This window comes from Modestobacter sp. VKM Ac-2984, from assembly GCF_026967985.1.
Classification (GTDB): domain Bacteria; phylum Actinomycetota; class Actinomycetes; order Mycobacteriales; family Geodermatophilaceae; genus Modestobacter.
This window is the reverse complement of the sequence record NZ_JAPVBJ010000005.1, coordinates 153289-171149: the sequence shown is the minus strand read 5'-3', so window position 1 is coordinate 171149 and position 17861 is coordinate 153289. Positions and strand designations below refer to the sequence as shown.

Sequence of the window (17861 nt, the reverse complement as noted above, 5' to 3'; positions counted from 1 at the left end):
CGGACGGTCAGCCGAAGACGGCGAGCACGCCCTGGGCGAAGAGGAGGTCCAGGCCGGCGACGATCGCGACCATGACGGCCACGAAGATGATCACCACGGTGGTGTAGGTGATCAGCTCCTTGCGGCCGGGCCAGATGACCTTGCGCAGCTCGGCGACGACCTCGCGCAGGAACCGCCCCAGGTTCCGCTTCTCCTTCAGCTCCGCGGCGCGTGCCCGCTCGGCGTCGGCCCGGGTGCGGGTGCCCTCCCCCGCGGGTCCGGCGTCCGGCGTCCGGTCGGCCGGACGGCGGGAGGACCGGGACCGGCGCTGGGTGGGGGTGGCGACGACCTTGTCCTCGTCGGACTCCGCATCGTCGGCGACATCGGCCTCGGCGGCCTCGAGCGCAGCCGCGTCGTCCACGCCCGGCGTCTCGGCGTCGAGCTGCTCGGCGTCGACCTGCTCGCCGTCCGGCTCGCCGTCCTTCTCGCTCACAGCGCCTCGCTCACGTCGGTCCGGCTCACTTCGGTCGGCTCATCTCGGTCGGTCGTCAGGTCGTGGCAGGGGTGACAGGACTTGAACCTGCAGCCTGCGGTTTTGGAGACCGCTGCTCTGCCAATTGAGCTACACCCCTAGGGATCGCCGGGTCCGCGTCGCGGCGCGGCCCGAGTCTCGACGTGACCCCCCGAAGAGGGCCTCCGGGGCACGCCGGTGGCGGGGTCCCGCAGGCCCCAGGTCGTCGAGTGTACGGGACCCACCCGACCAGGAGCGAACACGGGAGGCGAGGCCCCACACGGGGCCCCCGCACGGGGGCGCTCGGACGGGGCCGGGCGCACCGCCGCGTCTGCCACGATCGGATCATGCTGACCGCCCCTGCGCCCGGGTCCGATCCCGCCGAGCCGGCGCCACCGGCGGAGCGGCGGGTCTCCCGGCGGGTCGGTGCCGTCACCTCCTCGACGACGATGGCCGCCGACGCCCGCGCCAAGGCGCTGCGGGCGGACGGGCGGCCGGTGGTCAACCTGGCCGCGGGAGAGCCGGACCACGCCACGGCCGACCACGTCGTCGCCGCGGCCGTCCGGGCGGCCCGGGATCCCGCGATGCACCGGTACACCCCGGTCGGGGGCCTCCCGGAACTCCGGCAGGCGATCGTCGCCAAGACGCTGCGCGACTCGGGACTGACCGCCCGGCCCACCGACGTCCTGGTCACCGCCGGGGGCAAGCAGGCGGTCGCCCAGGCGCTGGCGACGCTGCTGGACCCCGGCGACGAGGTCCTGCTGCCGACGCCGCACTGGACGACCTACCCGGAGGCGATCCGGCTGGCCGGCGGCGTCCCCGTACCCGTGGTCGCCGACGAGGCCAGCGGGTACCTCGTCTCCGTCGGGCAGCTGGAGGCGGCTCGCACCCCGCGCACCAAGCTGCTGCTGTTCAGCTCCCCGGCCAACCCGACGGGCGCCGTCCACCCGCCCGAGGAGGTCGCCGAGATCGGCCGGTGGGCGCTGGCGGCCGGCCTCTGGGTGGTCACCGACGAGATCTACGAGCACCTGACCTACGACGGGACGACGGCGGCGTCACTGCCCGCCCTGGTCCCGGAGATCCAGCCGCGGTGCGTCGTCGTCAACGGGGTGGCCAAGGCTTACGCGATGACCGGCTGGCGGGTGGGCTGGCTGATCGGTCCGGCCGACGTGGTGGCCGGTGCGACGGCCCTGCAGTCGCACTCGGCCGGACACGTCTCGAACATCGCCCAGGCCGCCGCGGTGGCCGCGCTGACCGGCGACCAGTCCAGCGTGGCGGAGCTGCGGGCCGCACTCGACCGGCGCCGCCGGACCGTGGTGGGGATGCTCCGGGAGATCCCGGGGATCGCCTGTCCCGAGCCCCTGGGCGCCTTCTACGTCTACCCCGCGGTGACCGCACTGCTCGGCCGGTCGATCGCCGGCCGCACCGTCACCACGAGCGCCGAGCTGGCCGAGCTGCTGCTGGAGCAGGCCCAGGTCGCCGTCGTCCCCGGCGAGGCCTTCGGGACGCCGGGGTACCTCCGGCTGTCCTACGCCCTGGGGGACGACGACCTGGTGGAGGGCGTCCGCCGGATGCAACAGCTCCTCAGCTCTGCCGACTGAGGCCCGGCGGGCGATCAGCCGAGCGCGACGACGGCGCGGGCCAGGGACAGGACCTTCTCGCCACCACTGGTCACGGTGAGGTCGATGCGCACCCGGTCGCCCTCGAGGAGCGCGGCGACCCGGCCGCGCACGGTGAGCTCGGCACCGAGCTCGTCGTCGGGGACCACCACCGGCCGGCTGAAGCGCACCTGGTAGTCGACGACGGCACCCGGGTCGCCGGCCCAGGCGGTGACCGCGCGGACGGCGAGCCCGGCGGTGAGCATCCCGTGCGCGATGACGCCGGGGAGGCCGACCTCGCGGGCGACCCGCTCGTTCCAGTGGATGACGTTGAAGTCACCCGAGGCGCCCGCGTAGCGCACCAGATCGGCGCGGGTGACGCGGGAGGTCTGCTCGGGCAGCTCGGTGCCGACCTCGACGTCGGCCGGGCGGGGGCTCACGCCGTGCCCCGGGCGACGAGCATGGAGCGGGTGGTGCAGACCGGTTCGCCGTCCTCGGTGGCCAGGTCGACCCGGGTGGTCAGCATGTCGTTGCCGGCCACCGTCTTCACCGCGTCGATCGTGGCGGTCGCGACCAGCCGGTCGCCGGCCCGGATCGGGCGGTGGTGGGTGAACCGCTGCTCGCCGTGGACCACCCGGCTGTAGTCGAGCCCGACGTCCGGGTCCTCGACCACGACGTCTGCCGCACCGAGGGAGAGCACGATGGCGAAGGTCGGCGGGGCGATGACGTCGGGGTGGCCGGCGGCGCGGGCGGCGGCCGGGTCGCGGTAGACCGGGTCGGGGTCGGCCAGCGCCGTGGCGAACTCCGCGATCTTCTCGCGCCCGACCTCGTACACGGCAGAGGGCGGGTAGCTGCGCCCGACCAGTCCTGCGTCCAGCGTCATGCTCCCCGCCCTCTCCTCGCGACCGCTGCGGTCAGCGCGTCTCGCGGTGGACCGTGTGCTTGCGGTCGGTGGGGCAGTACTTCTTCAGCTCGATCCGGTCGGGGTCGTTCCGCCGGTTCTTGCGGGTGATGTAGTTGCGGTTCTTGCACTCCTGGCAGGCCAGGGTGATCTTCGGACGAACGTCGGTGGCTGCCATGAGCGCATCCTCGCCTTGTCGGTGGTCGAGAGTTCCTCGACGCGTCGGGGTGGTGCCCGCGTCCGGCGGATGCCGAACACGACGACGGACCCCGTTCCCGGGGTCCGTCTGGGGTAGCGGTGACCGGACTTGAACCGGTGACACAGCGATTATGAGCCGCTTGCTCTACCAGGCTGAGCTACACCGCCAGGCGACCGTGCGGCCCGGTCTTCCGACTGGACCGGCGGTCAGGCATTCGATCGTACGAGCCCCTTTACGGAATCGAACCGTAGACCTTCTCCTTACCATGGAGACGCTCTGCCGACTGAGCTAAAGGGGCGTTGCTCCGAAGAGCCGTGCAGAACTGTACCTGATGCCCTTCGGCCTCCCTGCAGGGGCCCGCCGCGAGCCTGCGAGCGGTGGGGTACAGGGAGGTCCTTTCTCAGGTCCGGACGAACAGCCGCCGGTGGGTGGCCCCCGGCGCGGCGGCGCGGACGCCGGTGCGGGCCAGCAGCCAGCCCTCCAGCCGGTCCTCGGGCAGCGGCCGGCTGACCAGGAAGCCCTGCAGCTTGTCGCAGCCCATCTGGGTCAGCAGGTCCCGGGTCATCTCGTCCTCGACGCCCTCGGCGACCACGCGCAACCCCAGGTTGTGCGCCAGCTCCACGATCGACCGGGCGATGAAGGACTCGTTCGAGCTCGTCGACATGCCCAGCACGAAGGACTTGTCGATCTTCAGCTCGTCGATCGGCAGCAGCCGCAGCTGGGACAGCGAGGAGTAACCGGTGCCGAAGTCGTCCATGGACAGCCGCAGGCCCAACGCGTGCAGGTCGGCCAGCACCGTGCTGTTGCGCACCGTGTCGTCGACGACGCTGCCCTCGGTGAGCTCCAGGGTCAGCAGTTCACCCGGGACACCGTGGCGGCGCAGCGCGCGACGGACCCGGTCGACGATGTCCGGCTCTGCGAGGCAGTGGGCGGAGAGGTTGACCGCGACCGACAGCGCGATGTCCTGGTCCAACCACCGCCGGCAGCGGTCCAGCGCACGGTCCAGCACGTGGTCGGTGAGCAGGCCGATGCGGCCGATCTGCTCGGCCAGGCTGATGAAGTCGTCCGGCGAGATGTCCCCGTAGCGGGGGTGTGCCCAGCGCACGAGCGTCTCCACCGAGACGATGTCGGCGGTGCGGGTGTCCACGATCGGCTGGAAGACCACCGAGATCTGCCCGTCGGAGATCGCGGTCTCCAGCTCGGCGCCCAACTGGAGGCGGCGCAGGCTCTGCTGGTCCAGGACCGGGTGGTAGGTCGCCACTCCCCCGGAGCCCTGTGCCGCGAGCAGCGCGACGTCGGCCCGCTGGATCAGCGTGCCGGACTCCGACCCGTGGACCGGCGCCGCGGCCACCCCGATGGTCAGCCCGACCTCCAGGTCGAGCCCGGCGACCCGGGCGCGGGTGGAGGCGGCCTCCCGCAGCCGGCGGGCGGCCCGCTCGGTGGCGGCCAAGGACAGACCGGGCAGCAGGACGGCGAACTGGCCGCCCTCCATCCGGGCGACGACGGCCTGCGGCGGCGCGTGCTCGCGGAGCAGCCCGGCGGTGACCAGGAGCAGCTCGTCGCTGGCGGCGTGCCCGAGGGTGTCTGTGACGTCGGTGTAGCCCTCCAGGGCTGCGAGCACCAGCCCCGCGCGGGCGGTGGCGGGCTCGGCCAGCAGGAGCGCGTCGATCTCCCCGCCCAGGCGCTGCCGGTTGGGCAGCCCGGTCAGCCGGTCGTGGTCGCCGTCGTGCCGGATCTGACTGAGCAGCTGTTGCTGGCGGATCGCGGCGTTGACGTGGGTCAACATCGACTCCAGCGCACTGCGGTCCCCGTCGGCGAAGGTCACCACGTCGCTGCGCCGGTCACAGACCTCGAGGTACCCGGGCTCACCGGCTGCCGTGACCACCGGTGCGCCGAGCACCTCACGTGCACCGCGCCTGTTGAGTGCGACCAACTCCTGGGGGTCCGCCCGTACCGCCGACAGCAGGAGGGGGCCGCTGGCCTCGGCGGCGAGAGCGCGACGACGGATCAGGTCGTCTGGATCGCCCGGCCCGTCATACCAAGCGACGTCCCCATCGGCGGCGTCGACGACCAACTGGGGACCCTCGTCCAGGTACGGCGGTAGCCACAGCGCCACCCGGTTGGCGTTGAGCAGCTCCCGTACCGCTCGAACGATGTCTCGGGTGCCATCCTCGTCCGGGCTCACGAGTTCGACTCGCCGTGCGAAGTCGTAGACCTGCTGGACCGTCCGACGGTCGCGCTGCGCCCGGGTCCCCTGCCGGAAGATCGCCACCACACCCAGCACCAACGGCACGATCAGCGCCCACCCCCACGGGGTCTGCCGAGTCAGCAACAGCGCGACCACGCCGACGACGACGCTCAGCGGCGCCACGGCGAGCGCCGGCACCATGCCCAGCAAGAGCCCCCAGCCAGGAAAGCCGCCAGCCAGGGATATCGCCAGGCAGGTGAGCAGCATCCCGACGACCGTCGCACTCACCAGGGCGAACGCCAGGAACAGCCAGCTCAGTGGTTCATCGAGGTCCAACTGCGGCAGCAAGGAGAGCACCAACAACGCGGTGCAGACCTCCACCACAGCGAGGGAGAGGTTGAACCCGATCTTCGGCAACGGCAGGGACTGACGCGCCAGGACGACCGCCACGGCCCCGACCCGGGCGACGGCCGTCCAGACGCCGCCGACCTCGACCAAGCCCACGAGAAGGGCGACCTCCGAGGGGGACACCGAGAAGGTCTGCCGCCGGAACTCGATGTCCAGCTGAACCGACTCGGTGAGCAGGAAGGCAGCGAAGAGTGCCAGAACCGCCCACACCGGCGGAGTCGTCCAGGCATGCGGCAGCGTCAACGCACCCAGTGTGATCGCCGTTGCGCAAGCAACAGCGAAGATCATCTCCGGGCGTCGGAGTTGTGCGGGCCGCGTGATCTCCGCGGCCGGGCGTACCGAGGACTCGGCCAACGTGAGCCCGTCTGTCGGGAGGCGGTGTCGATCGAAGGTAACAGCGGCTCCCGACCCGGGGTAGCAGGCTCACCCGATGGAGCACGTCGTCCCGGGCGAGTCCCGGACCGGTCAGGTCACCCGCTCAGCGACTCCAGCGCCACCCGCGAGACCAACGCCAGCCGCGGTCGGCGGCGGCGGAACGGACGACAGCGGGCGTGGCGGTGCTGGACATGACGTCTCCTGAGGGCACGGAAGGACTCGGGGATCGCGGCAGCCGCCCACGCGGGGGCAGAGCGTCGTCCGGCACAGACCGCAATGAAGAGACTGCAGCCGGTCACCCACACGCGCAAGATGCAACACGACCGGGCTAATGATCTTCGTTGTGTCGCCACTTTGAGTGATGAACGATCTGCTCAGAGTCACATTTGGGTGGCCCCCGAACGGGTGTCAGCGTGGTGGACGGGGTTCCGGGAGCTCTGCGCGGGGCAGGTCGTCGAGCCGGTCCCACAGCGAGGGCTCCGGAGGCCCCGGCGAGCCGAGCACGGCGGCGACTCGTGAGAATCCGGTCCGCGCGGCCGCCCCGACTGCGCCGGGGGCCAGCGGCTCCTCCCCCAGCAGCCCGATGGCGTCCCGCTGCGCGCCCTCGGCCGTGCGGACCCGGCCGGTGTCCGGTCCCATCCGCACCTCGCCGTCCGCGCCGACCGCGATCGCTGCCAGGTCCAAGCCAGCACTGAGCGGGTCCCCCCGGGGCCCGCGGAGGAAGAAGCTGGGCACGGTCACCCCGAGCGTCCACAGCAGCTGCCGATCGATGGCCGCCTCGTGCTCCTGGCTGTACGCGAGCCCGTACCGGAGCCGCTGCGCGTGCTCCTGGACCGCCACGGTGGCACCGACGAGCTCCGCCGACGACGACACAGGTGCGTCCGCGGCCCTCAGCGCGGCGTGCACGGCGGCGACCACCGGCTCGCTCCGGGCCTCCTCCACGAGCAGGAGCGTCAGCCCGCGCAGCGCGGCGTCGGTCGACGCGTCCAGGTGCCCCTCCGGGCCGCCGTCGCGCACGGCCGCCTCCAGCACCGGCAGCACGACGCCGACCTGTCCGGCCACCAGTCCGCTCACCTCCGTGCCGATCCGGGCGAGCGTCTCCTGGTCGACGAGCACCTTGTCCGGTGAGTCCGGGGCCAGTCCCCGGCCCAGTGACTGCAGCGCCGCCCCGGCCGCCGTCGCCGCACCCGGGCCGGCCGCGGCGAGGGTGACGACCGCAGCCAGGTCCCCGGCCCCACCCGGCCAGGGCCGGCTCAGCAGCGTCGTCCAGGCGGCCGGGTCGGCGAGCAGCTCGCCGGCAGCAGCCCGGTCGCCGGCGTGGCGCAGCACGGTCAACGCCGCCGCCACGGGGTCGGCAGCTGACGCGCCGACCCGGGCCGCCGCGCCGGCCCCTTGCGCTGCCTCGCGGGCCAGGAGCTGGCGCCCCCAGGACGCGGCGAGGGCGGAGGCCCCGGCCGCACCCCGGCCCGCCAGGGCGCCCAGCACCGTGCCCATCCCGACCGCCAGCACGTCGACCGCACCGTCGGGGTCCGCCGGCGCCAGCCGCAGGTCGCCCAGGGCGCGACGGGCCGGGCTCCCTGCGGCCGCCCCACCGGCCACCGAGCTGAGCGTTCCCGCCAGCAGGTCGGCCAGCGCGTCGAGGGAGCCGTCCCGCGCGCCCAGCACGGTGAGCAGCCAGCGGAGGCCGTCGGCGCCGAGCCGCCCCACCACGGCAGCTGCGAAGGCAGGGCTCGCCGCGTGGCCGGACCAACCGGCGGCCACAGCGTCGAGCCGCTCGGCCGTGCCCGGCCGGAGGAGGTCCGCCGCTGCCTCCCTCCCCAGCGCGGCGAACGCGCCGTCCCCCCACCCCGGCATCCGCCCGGCGAGCCAGGCGGTGACCCCTGCGGCGTCCCCCAGGCGGGCGGGCCCACCCAGCGGCGCGGCGACCGCGGCGAGCACCGCGGCGACGGCCGTGGCGTCGGCGGCCAGGTCGTCCAGCAGTGCCCGGTGCTCGACGGCCCGGTCGGCGTCGTCGGCAGCGACCGCGGCGCTGAGGTCGGCGGCCTCGTCCCGGCCCGGACCGGGGACACCGCCGTCCCACGCCGGCCCCACCAGCACGGCGAGCCGGGACCCGGCCCTCGCGAACTGCTCGCGCTGATCGGTGCGCAGGACCGCGATCCGGGACAGCACGGTCAGCCAGAGCTCGCGGTGGTCACCGAGCCGGGCGGCCGCCGTCGCCAGCGCACCGTGCAGCTCCCCGGCCACCGCCCGCGCCGTGGCGACCTCAGCGGTCAGCGCCGCCGCATCGGCGCCCTGCCAGCCGGAGTCGACGGTGGCCGCACCCAGCAGGTGGACCGTCGTCCCCGCCGCGAAGCCGGCCGCGGCGAGCTGGTCGAGGGCGTCCCCCAGGGCAGCCGGGGAGCCCGGCGGGTCGGGGAGCCCCACCGGCGTGGGGAGCAGCCCACTCACCGGGGCACCGCCGTACCGAACCCGGGCAGCAGCCCGGCGTCCACCTGCTGCCAGGAAGCGGCGGCCGTCGTCACGGCGCTCCGCAGCCAGGCGAGCTCGCCCGCCAGGCAGCCACCGGCGACCGCCACCGTCTCGCCGAACCCGGCCACGACCGGGCCGAGCGGCCCACCCACCCCCGCACCGTCGCCGGCCGCACCGACCTGGGCCGCCCGGGCCGATGCGGCGTCCAGCACCCCGGCCAGCTCGTACAGCCGTGCCGGGACCACCTCGATGACCATGCCGGGCAGTCTCGCGGCCGGGCGGCGTCCGCAGCAGCCGTCGTCCACAGGGCCGGTGGCGTCGCAGGCCGGGTGGGGCACCGTCGTCCACACCGTCCACAGGCTCCGTCCACAACCGGTGGACGACGGCGGAGCACCGGTGCGGGCGACCTCTACGCTGCGCGCGTGCACACCGGCCGGCCCGACCCACGCGACCCCGAGGCCGGATCGACCCTGCCGTTCGTGCTGGTCTGCTGGCTGGTGGGCGCGCTGATGGTCTTCGGGGCGATCGCCGCCTCGGACGCCTTCCTGGAACAGCAGGAGGTCCAGTCGATCTGCGACGGCGCGGCGCTGGCGGCGGCGAACCAGGCCGACGAGGCCGCCGTCTACACCCGCGGCGTGGGCACCGAACTGCCGTTGACCCGCGCTGCGGCCGAGGCGGCAGTGGCCGACCAGCTCGGTGACGCCGGCGTCGCCCTCGACTCGTGGTCGGCGGCGACCGACGGGGCCGAGGTGACCGTGCGGTGCAGCCGCTCGGTGCCGATCGCCTTCGGCTGGCTGTTCCTGGCCGGCGAGCCGCTGGAGCGGACCGCGGTCGCCAGCGCCCGGGCGCCGACCGCGTGAACGAGGACGGCCCCCGACCGCGTGGTCGGGGGCCGTCGTACCAGGTGTGGCGGGTGAAGGATTCGAACCTTCGTAGGCTAAGCCGACGGATTTACAGTCCGCTCCCATTGGCCACTCGGGCAACCCGCCGTGGTGGTACCGGGAGAGCTTACAAGACGGGGGACGACGTCCTCGCCGGGTCCCCGGCGGCGCGTCGTCCCCACTGAGGAGGAACCGACATGGCCGATGCGTCCTTCGACGTGGTGAGCAAGGTCGACCGGCAGGAGGTCGACAACGCCCTGAACCAGGCGGGCAAGGAGCTGTCGCAGCGGTTCGACTTCCGCGGCGTCAACGCCACGATCGCCTGGGCCGGCGAGGAGGCGGTGGCCCTGCAGGCCGACACCGAGGAGCGGGTGGCCGCGGCGCTCGAGGTCTTCAAGGAGAAGCTGGTCAAGCGGGGCATCTCGATGAAGGCGCTGGACGCCGACGAGCCGCAGTCCTCGGGGAAGGTCTACAAGATCTCCGCCCGGATCCAGCAGGGGATCGCCTCGGACAAGGCCAAGGAGATCGCCAAGGCCATCCGTGACGAGGGCCCCAAGGGCGTGCAGGCGCAGATCCAGGGCGACCAGCTGCGGGTCAGCGGCAAGAAGCGCGACGACCTGCAGGCGGTCCAGCAGCTGCTGAAGAGCAAGGACTTCGAGATCGCCCTGCAGTTCGACAACTACCGGTGAGCTGAGGGACGGCCCCCGCGCCGCGGCGAGGGGGCCGTCAGCCCAGCTCTCGGGCCATCTGCTGCAGCCGGGCGATGCGCTCGGCCATCGGCGGGTGGGTGGCGAACATCGACGCCATGCCCTGGCCGCGGAACGGGTTGGCGATCATCAGGTGGCTCTGGGTGACCAGCCGGTCGTCCTGCGGCAGCGGCCGGGCGGCGACCCCGCGCTCGAGCTTGGACAGGGCGCTGGCCAGCGCCAGCGGGTCGGAGCTGAGCTGCGCGCCGGAGGCGTCGGCCTGGTACTCCCGGCTGCGGCTGACCGCCATCTGGACCAGGCCGGCGGCGACCGGGCCGAGGAAGACCAGCAGCAGGCCACCGAGCCCGCCGCCCTGGCGGTCCTCGGACCGGCCACCGAACAGCGAGGCGAACATCGCCATGTGCGCCAGGTAGGTGATCACGGTGGCCATCGCACCGGCGACCGAGCTGATCAGGATGTCGCGGTTGTAGACGTGGGACAGCTCGTGGGCGAGCACCCCGCGCAGCTCCCGGCGGTCCAGCAGTTCCAGGATCCCCTGGGTGCAGCAGACGGCGGCGTTGCGCGGGTTGCGACCGGTGGCGAAGGCGTTGGGCTGGTTCGTGGGGCTCACGTACAGCCGGGGCATGGGCTGGCGGGCCTCGGTCGCGAGCTCGCGCACGATCGCGTAGAGCTGCGGGGCCTGCGTCTCGGTCACCGGGAAGGCGCGCATGGCCCGCAGCGCCAGCTTGTCGGAGTTGAAGTACGCCCAGCCGTTGACGCCGAGCGCCACCACCAGGGCGATCAGCAGCCCCCCGCGGCCGAAGAAGCTGCCGACCAGCAGGATGACCCCGGCCATCAGGCCGAGGAGCACAGCCGTCTTCAGTCCGTTGTTCCAGCGTTGCACGAGCGGTAGAACGCCCCCGGCCCGATCCCCGTTCCCCCGGCACCCCGGGCGCAGCCGGTGAGGTGAGCCCACCCTGTGTGGCTTGCCTCACGTCGGCGTCCGAGCCGGTCCAGCGGCGCGCCGCGCACGTAGCCTGGCGGGTCGGAGGTACCTCACACATGACTGGCACCAACCCCGGAATCAGCCCCGCCGCCAACGGTGTTGCCCCTGGCATGCACCCCGCCGTGGACCCCGCCATCGACGCTGCCGCCCACAGCTCCGCCCCCGGCGGACTGGTGAAGAGCGTCGTCGAGCTCGATCGTGTCGTCATCCGGCTCGCCGGGGACTCCGGCGACGGGATGCAGCTCACCGGTGGGCGCTTCACCAGTGAGACGGCCTCGTTCGGCAACGACCTCTCGACGCTGCCGAACTTCCCCGCCGAGATCCGGGCGCCGACGGGCACCCTCCCCGGGGTCAGCAGCTTCCAGCTGCACTTCGCCGACCACGACATCATGACCCCGGGCGACGCGCCCGACGTGCTGGTCGTGATGAACCCGGCCGCGCTCAAGGCCAACCTGATGGACCTGCCGGGTGGCGGTCTGCTCATCGCCGACTCCGACGAGTTCACCCCGCGGAACCTGGCCAAGGTGGGTTACGCCAACAACCCGCTCGAGGACGGCTCGCTGGAGAAGTGGCAGCTGGTGAGCGTGCCGCTGACCTCGATGACCACCGATGCGCTCGCGGACTCCGGCCTGGGCAAGAAGGAGGCCGAGCGCAGCAAGAACATGTTCACCCTCGGCCTGCTCAGCTGGATGTACCACCGGCCCACCGAGGGCACGATCCGCTTCCTGGAGCGGCAGTTCCGGCGCAAGCCGCAGATCGCCGCGGCCAACATCGCCGCCTTCCGGGCGGGGTTCAACTACGGCGAGACCACCGAGGCCTTCGCGGTCTCCTACGAGGTCAAGCCGGCTCCGATGGCCCCGGGCAAGTACCGGCACATCTCCGGCAACCAGGCGCTCTCCTACGGCCTGGTCGCCGCCGGCCAGCGCTCGGGCCTGCCGGTGTTCCTCGGTGCGTACCCGATCACCCCGGCCAGCGACATCCTGCACGAGCTGTCCAAGCACAAGGCCTTCGGCGTGCGGACCTTCCAGGCCGAGGACGAGATCGCCGGCATCGGCGCAGCCCTGGGCGCCTCCTTCGGCGGGGCGCTGGGCGTCACGACGACGTCCGGCCCGGGTGTGGCGCTCAAGGCCGAGACCATCGGCCTGGCCGTGATGACCGAGCTGCCGCTGCTGATCATCGACGTGCAGCGCGGCGGCCCCTCCACCGGGCTGCCCACCAAGACCGAGCAGTCGGACCTGCTGCAGGCCCTCTACGGCCGCAACGGCGAGGCGCCGGTGCCGGTCATCGCGCCCCGGTCCCCCGGCGACTGCTTCGACGCCACGCTGGAGGCCGCGCGGATCGCGCTGACCTACCGGACGCCGGTGATCCTGCTGTCCGACGGCTACCTGGCCAACGGCGCCGAGCCGTGGTCCATCCCGGCCACCGACGAGCTCCCCGACCTGCGCACGGAGTTCGCCACCGAGCCCAATGGGCCGGACGGTGAGTTCCTGCCGTACCTGCGCGACCCGGAGACGCTGGCCCGGCCGTGGGCGGTCCCCGGGACGGCGGGGCTGCAGCACCGGATCGGTGGGCTGGAGAAGGCCGACAAGACCGGCAACATCTCCTACGACCCGGAGAACCACGACTTCATGACCCGCACCCGGCAGGCCAAGGTCGACGGCATCGCCGCCTCGATCCCGGCCACCGAGGTCGACGACCCGGCCGGCGACGCCCGGGTGGCCGTCATCGGCTGGGGCTCCACCTACGGCCCGATCGGCGCGGCCTGCCGACGGATCCGGGCCTCCGGCCGCTCGATCGCCCAGGTGCACCTGCGTCACCTCAACCCGCTGCCGGCCGACCTGGGTGAGATCCTCGCCCGGTACGACCGCGTCGTCTGCCCCGAGATGAACCTCGGTCAGCTGGCGATGGTGCTGCGGGCGAAGTACCTGGTCGACGTGCACAGCCACACCCAGGTGCGCGGGCTGCCGTTCCGCGCCGCCGAACTGGCCGCCGTGTTCCAGGACGTCATCGACGGGACCACCGGGACGGTCGCCACCCTCGACACCGGCTCCGACACCCCTGCACAGACGGGAGCGGCACTGTGACCGCCATCCACTCCGCCAACACCGAGTCCACCAACGCCCACGTGCACGACCTCGGCATGCCCGCCGGGGGGCCGGACGTCACCACGATCTCCGGCGCCATCGACGCCTCGATCGCCGCGAACGGTGAGAAGCAGACGGCGCTGAAGGCCAAGGACCTCAAGACCGACCAGGAGGTGCGCTGGTGCCCCGGGTGCGGTGACTACGTCATCCTCAACGCGGTCCAGAGCTTCCTGCCCAGCCTCGGCATCGCCCGCGAGGACATGGTCATCGTGTCCGGCATCGGGTGCTCCTCGCGCTTCCCGTACTACATGAACACCTACGGGATGCACTCGATCCACGGCCGCGCCCCGGCCATCGCGACCGGCCTGGCCGCCTCCCGCCCGGACCTCTCGGTCTGGGTCGTCACCGGCGACGGCGACGCGCTGTCCATCGGCGGCAACCACCTGATCCACACCCTGCGCCGCAACGTGAACCTGACGATCCTGCTGTTCAACAACCGGATCTACGGGCTCACCAAGGGCCAGTACTCGCCGACCTCGGAGGTCGGGAAGGTCACCAAGTCCACCCCGATGGGCTCGCTGGACCACCCGTTCAACCCGGTGAGCCTGGCGCTGGGCGCGGACGCGACCTTCGTCGGCCGCGCGATGGACTCCGACCGCAAGGGCCTCACCGACGTCCTGCGGCAGGCCGCCGAGCACCAGGGCACGTCGCTGGTGGAGATCTACCAGAACTGCAACATCTTCAACGACGGCGCGTTCGAGCTGCTCAAGGACCCGAACACCGGCCCGATGTGGACGATCCCGCTGGTGCACGGCGAGCCGCTGGTCTTCGGCCCCGGTGGTGCCTCCTGCGTCGTGCGGGACGACTTCGGGGGCCTGCGGATCGCCGAGACCAACCAGGTCGACGCCAGCCAGATCGTGGTGCACGACGCGCACCGCGACGACCCGTCGTACGCCTTCGCGCTGTCCCGGCTGTCCACCCAGGACCTGCGGTACAGCCCGATGGGCGTCTTCCGGTCGGTGGCCAAGCCCACCTACGACCGGATGATGGCCGACCAGCTCGAGGACGCCGCGGCCCAGGACCCCGCCGATCTCGACGCCCTGCTGGCCGGCGGCGACAGCTGGACCGTGCAGTGACGTCCTGATCCTGGAGGATCAGACCCACAGCGGACCCGTCCCCCACCCCGGGGGCGGGTCCGCCGTGGTTCACCCGCCGCGCAGCAGCTCGGTCAGCTCCGGCAGCGCGCGGGTGAGCTCGGCGCGGGTCGGCGCAGCCCAGCCCAGCACCAGGCCCGATCCGTTCTCCGCCGGGCCGAGCCAGTGCCGGGACAGCGGGTCCAGGGCGAGGCCGCGCGCCGCGGCGGCGGCGAGCACCGCCGCCTCGGTCGCCAGGTCCGGCAGCGGGACGACGACGTGCGCCCCCGCCGCATCGCCCAGGGCGCTCCGGCCCGCGGCGGTCACGGCCGCCAGCACCTCGTCACGACGGGCGTGCAGCTCCCGCCGAAGCCGACGCAGGTGCCGGGAGAGGTCACCGGAGGCGGCCAGCGCAGCCACCACCCGCTGCCCGGCCCGGGCGGGGCGGGTGCCGGTCGCCGTCCGGCGGGCGAGCAGGCCGTCCCGCAGCACAGGTGGGGCCACCAGCCAGCCGACGCCGAGGGTCGGGCTGAGCACCTTGCTGGTGGTGCCCAGGTGCACCACGACGTCCGGGGCGAGCGCGGCGAGCAGCGGCAGCGGCGCGACGTCGTAACGCAGCTCGCCGTCGTAGTCGTCCTCGATCACCCAGAAGCCCTCGGCGCGGGCCCGGGTCACCAGCGCCGTCCGCCGGGGAGCGGCCAGCCGGGCGCCCAGCGGCCACTGGTGGGCCGGCGTGCAGTAGACCGCGGCCAGGCCCCGGGGCACCGCGGCGACGACCAGGCCGTCCGCGTCCACCGGCAGCGGGACGACCTCCACCTGCGCGTCGCGGAGTGCGCCGACGGCGCGTTGGTAGCCCGGGTCCTCGACCCCGACGCGGGACCCGGCGGGCAGCAGCCGGGCCACCTCCCCGACGGCGGCGGAGGTGCCCGCGGTGGCCAGCACGTCCTCGGCCGCGGCCGGCAGCCCGCGGTGGCGGAGCAGGTGCTCGACCACCGCGGCCCGGTAGCCGGGCGCACCGGCCGGGTCGGGCCACCCGTCGGGCTCCTCGTCCCCGGCCGCCCGCCAGGCCCGGCGCCACGCGGCCCGGTCGAGCACCTCCAGGCAGGGCCGGCCCGCCCGCAGGTCGACCACCACCGGGGCAGGGCTGCGGACGGTCGCCGGGGTGGCCGCGGCCGGTGCGGGCGGGCTGGGCGCGCCGACCACGAAGGTGCCCGCCCCGCGCCGGCCCTGGACCCAGCCCTCGGCCAGCAGCTGGTCGTAGGCGGCGGCGGTGACGGTGCGGCTGACCGCCAGCACGGTCGCCAGCTCCCGGGTGGAGGGCAGCCGGTCCCCGGCACGCAGGCTGCCCTGCGCGGTGACCGCGCGCAGGGCGTCGGCCAGCTGCACCGACAACGGCACCCGGGAGGTGCGGTCCAGCGGCAGCGGCGGGATGTCGACCACGGGCACTCCCCTCGGGGCCATCTGGGAGTGGCCTGCCGAGATCGTAGGGGAATGGCCCTTCGGAGAGGCCACTTGGGCCCGCACGATGGTCCGGTGACCAGCGCACCCACCGACCAGCTCCCGCTCTCCCCCACCGCCCGCAGCACCGTCCGCCGGGGAGCCCGGCGGGCCCGCACCGACCGGGCCGAGCTCTACGCGGTGCTGGATGCCGGGCTCGTCGGTCACCTGGGCGTCGTGCTCGACGGCGCGCCGGTGGTGCTGCCCACCGGGTACGGCCGGGTCGGCGACACCCTGTACCTGCACGGCTCCACCGGGGCGGCCACGCTGCGCGCCGCCGCGACCGGCCAGCCGGTGGCCTTCACCGTCACCCACCTGGACGGCGTTGTCTACGCGCGCTCGTCGTTCCACCACTCGATGAACTACCGCTGCGCGGTGGTGCACGGCACCGCGCAGCTGGTCACCGACCCCGCGGAGCGGCTCCGTGCCCTCGCGGCGCTGACCGAGCAGCTGGCGCCGGGCTCCTGGACGGCGACGAGGCAGCCGGACCGCCGGGAGCTGGCCGCCACCGCCGTCCTGTCGCTGGACCTCACCGAGGCGAGCCTGAAGGTGCGCTCCGGCCCGCCCGGGGACGACGAGAGCGATCTCGCGGGCGACGCCGGACCGTCACCGGTGTGGGCCGGGGTGCTGCCGCTGCGCACCGTGCTCGGGGAGCCGGTGCCCGACCCGCTGCTCCCGGCCGGGGTGCCGGTGCCGGCGCGGGTGCGGGACCGGTCGCTCAGCTCGCCGGGGTGACCCGGAGCACCTGGTCCTCGCCGCCGCCGTTGTCGGTGGTCACGTACAGCGCGCCGTCCTGCCCCTGCTCGGGGGTGCGGATGCGGCCGTAGGTGTCCTCGAGCTCGGGCAGCCGGAAGGACTCGACCAGTTCGCCGTCCTCGGTCAGCCGCAGCGCGAGGACGCCGGTGTCCTTCTGCACGCCGATGAGCAGCAGCCCGTCGTAGTCACTCCACTCCGCGCCGTCGAGGAACGTCGCCCCGGACGGGGCGATGGTCGGCTCGCCGGAGGACCACACCGCGGGCACGTCGCCGGGGGCGGTCATCGGCACGCTCTCGTCGTAGACGCCCGCCCCGACCGGGTCCCAGCCGAAGTCGGCGCCCGGCTGGAGCAGGTTCACCTCGTCGTCCCGGTCGGGCCCGTGCTCCACCGAGTACACCTGGTCGGAGTCCGGCCGCACGGCCAGGCCCTGGACGTTGCGGTGCCCGTAGGTCCAGATCCGGTCGGCGGCGTCGGCGTCGTCGGCGAACGGGTTGCCGGGGAGGGCCTCCCCGGTCTCCGGGTCGATCCGGAGCACCTTGCCGGCGAGTGAGCCGAGGTCCTGGGGGGCGGTCCCGAGGGCGTTGTCCCCCGTCCCGACGAAGAGCGCGCCGTCGGGGCCGAACTCGACCCGGCAGCCGCCGTGCCGGCCGCTGTCGGCGTTGACCGGGATGCCGCCCAGCAGCGGGTCGGCGACCCGGGTGGCGGTGGTCCACGCCTCGTCCACGGTCCAGGCGATCACCTGGATCTCCGGTGCCTGGACCCCGGCACCGTCGGCGGACTGCACGCCCTGGCAGGTGTAGAAGCGCCGGTTGTCGGCGAAGGCCGGGTCCAGGGCCAGGCCCATCAGGCCGGTCTCCCCGTCGGCGAACAGGTCGTCGAGGTCCGCGTCCAGCCGGCGCACCTCGCCGTCGGGCAGCACCGCGGTCAGGCCGCCGGCGCGCTCGTCGACCAGCAGGGTGCCGTCCGGTGCCTGGGCGACGTCCCAGGGATGGTCCAGCCCGTCGGCGACCACCTCGACGTCCAGCTCGGGGGCACCGGCGGGTGCCGACACCGGCGCCGGACCGGCCGCGCCGGCGCCGCTGTCGGTGGCACCGCAGGCGACGAGCAGCAGGAGCGGTGGCAGGGCCACCCAGGAGCGTCGGGTCATCCTCCCCAGGATGCCCCCGATCCGGCCGTGCGGCTCAGGTGGT

Annotated in this window: 16 protein-coding genes and 4 tRNA genes; 6 read left to right on the top strand and 14 right to left on the bottom strand. The window is 73.8% G+C overall.

The genetic code is table 11. The features are described 5' to 3' along the window. Positions 1-7: 7 nt before the first annotated feature. The gene (gene secE / locus O2W16_RS12490) at positions 8-472 is read right to left on the bottom strand and encodes a preprotein translocase subunit SecE (RefSeq protein ID WP_269159145.1); all 465 of its coding nucleotides are present in this window, start codon (positions 470-472) and stop codon (positions 8-10) included. 63 nt (positions 473-535) lie between these two features. Continuing rightward, positions 536-611: transfer RNA gene (locus O2W16_RS12485), tRNA-Trp, on the bottom strand. Positions 612-837: 226 nt separating this feature from the next. Here O2W16_RS12485 and O2W16_RS12480 point away from each other — a divergent pair. Next, positions 838-2091 (top strand): pyridoxal phosphate-dependent aminotransferase, encoded by a 1254-nt coding sequence (locus tag O2W16_RS12480; RefSeq protein WP_269159144.1) that lies wholly within the window; start codon positions 838-840, stop codon positions 2089-2091. A 14-nt stretch (positions 2092-2105) separates the two neighbouring features. Here the strand turns inward: O2W16_RS12480 and O2W16_RS12475 are convergent, their stop codons facing one another. From O2W16_RS12475 to O2W16_RS12440, 8 genes are all read right to left on the bottom strand, one after another. Beyond that, positions 2106-2528 carry a MaoC family dehydratase gene (locus O2W16_RS12475; protein ID WP_269159143.1) on the bottom strand — a complete coding sequence of 141 codons (423 nt, stop codon included), beginning with the start codon at positions 2526-2528 and terminating at the stop codon, positions 2106-2108. Further along, complete coding sequence (locus tag O2W16_RS12470) at positions 2525-2971, bottom strand: MaoC family dehydratase N-terminal domain-containing protein (protein ID WP_269159142.1); 447 nt, start codon at positions 2969-2971, stop codon at positions 2525-2527. Before O2W16_RS12470 ends, O2W16_RS12475 begins: the two co-directional genes overlap by 4 nt. A gap of 31 nt (positions 2972-3002) precedes the next feature. Then, positions 3003-3167, bottom strand: coding sequence for a 50S ribosomal protein L33 (gene rpmG, locus O2W16_RS12465; RefSeq protein ID WP_014742879.1), 165 nt, complete (start codon positions 3165-3167; stop codon positions 3003-3005). 114 nt (positions 3168-3281) lie between these two features. Continuing rightward, a tRNA-Met gene (locus O2W16_RS12460) sits at positions 3282-3355 on the bottom strand. Between the two features lie 58 nt (positions 3356-3413). Next, positions 3414-3486, bottom strand: a tRNA-Thr gene (locus O2W16_RS12455). Positions 3487-3588: 102 nt separating this feature from the next. Beyond that, the gene (locus O2W16_RS12450) at positions 3589-6027 is read right to left on the bottom strand and encodes a putative bifunctional diguanylate cyclase/phosphodiesterase (RefSeq protein WP_269159141.1); all 2439 of its coding nucleotides are present in this window, start codon (positions 6025-6027) and stop codon (positions 3589-3591) included. Positions 6028-6567: 540 nt separating this feature from the next. Continuing rightward, the gene (locus O2W16_RS12445) at positions 6568-8607 is read right to left on the bottom strand and encodes a hypothetical protein (RefSeq protein ID WP_269159140.1); all 2040 of its coding nucleotides are present in this window, start codon (positions 8605-8607) and stop codon (positions 6568-6570) included. Continuing rightward, positions 8604-8885 (bottom strand): hypothetical protein, encoded by a 282-nt coding sequence (locus O2W16_RS12440; protein WP_269159139.1) that lies wholly within the window; start codon positions 8883-8885, stop codon positions 8604-8606. The genes O2W16_RS12445 and O2W16_RS12440 overlap by 4 nt, the downstream gene beginning before the upstream one ends. 165 nt (positions 8886-9050) lie before the next feature. Between O2W16_RS12440 and O2W16_RS12435 the strand changes: the two genes are divergently transcribed. Continuing rightward, on the top strand, positions 9051-9488 hold the full coding sequence (locus O2W16_RS12435) for a pilus assembly protein TadG-related protein (RefSeq protein ID WP_269159138.1): 438 nt from the start codon (positions 9051-9053) through the stop codon (positions 9486-9488). 47 nt (positions 9489-9535) lie between these two features. On the opposite strand, the gene O2W16_RS12430 is transcribed toward O2W16_RS12435, so the two are convergent. Further along, positions 9536-9617 (bottom strand) — tRNA-Tyr (locus O2W16_RS12430). Positions 9618-9706: 89 nt separating this feature from the next. Here O2W16_RS12430 and O2W16_RS12425 point away from each other — a divergent pair. After that, positions 9707-10198, top strand: coding sequence for a YajQ family cyclic di-GMP-binding protein (locus O2W16_RS12425; RefSeq protein WP_166754900.1), 492 nt, complete (start codon positions 9707-9709; stop codon positions 10196-10198). A 37-nt stretch (positions 10199-10235) separates the two neighbouring features. Here O2W16_RS12425 and htpX read toward each other — a convergent pair whose 3' ends face one another. Then, positions 10236-11099, bottom strand: coding sequence for a zinc metalloprotease HtpX (gene htpX / locus O2W16_RS12420; protein ID WP_269159137.1), 864 nt, complete (start codon positions 11097-11099; stop codon positions 10236-10238). A 212-nt stretch (positions 11100-11311) separates the two neighbouring features. Between htpX and O2W16_RS12415 the strand changes: the two genes are divergently transcribed. Both O2W16_RS12415 and O2W16_RS12410 read left to right on the top strand, forming a co-directional pair. Beyond that, on the top strand, positions 11312-13285 hold the full coding sequence (locus O2W16_RS12415; RefSeq protein WP_269159136.1) for a 2-oxoacid:acceptor oxidoreductase subunit alpha: 1974 nt from the start codon (positions 11312-11314) through the stop codon (positions 13283-13285). Continuing rightward, positions 13282-14421, top strand: a complete 1140-nt coding sequence (locus O2W16_RS12410) for a 2-oxoacid:ferredoxin oxidoreductase subunit beta (protein WP_269159135.1) — start codon at positions 13282-13284, stop codon at positions 14419-14421. The genes O2W16_RS12415 and O2W16_RS12410 overlap by 4 nt, the downstream gene beginning before the upstream one ends. 69 nt (positions 14422-14490) lie before the next feature. Here the strand turns inward: O2W16_RS12410 and pdxR are convergent, their stop codons facing one another. Next, complete coding sequence (gene pdxR / locus O2W16_RS12405) at positions 14491-15858, bottom strand: MocR-like pyridoxine biosynthesis transcription factor PdxR (protein WP_269159134.1); 1368 nt, start codon at positions 15856-15858, stop codon at positions 14491-14493. 93 nt (positions 15859-15951) lie between these two features. On the opposite strand from pdxR, the gene O2W16_RS12400 reads away from it, so the two are divergent. Further along, entirely contained in the window at positions 15952-16650 is a 699-nt protein-coding gene (locus tag O2W16_RS12400; RefSeq protein ID WP_269159133.1) for a pyridoxamine 5'-phosphate oxidase family protein, read from the top strand. On the opposite strand, the gene O2W16_RS12395 is transcribed toward O2W16_RS12400, so the two are convergent. Further along, positions 16634-17818, bottom strand: coding sequence for a PQQ-dependent sugar dehydrogenase (locus tag O2W16_RS12395; RefSeq protein ID WP_269159132.1), 1185 nt, complete (start codon positions 17816-17818; stop codon positions 16634-16636). The genes O2W16_RS12400 and O2W16_RS12395 overlap by 17 nt on opposite strands. Between the last annotated feature and the right edge of the window lie 43 nt (positions 17819-17861).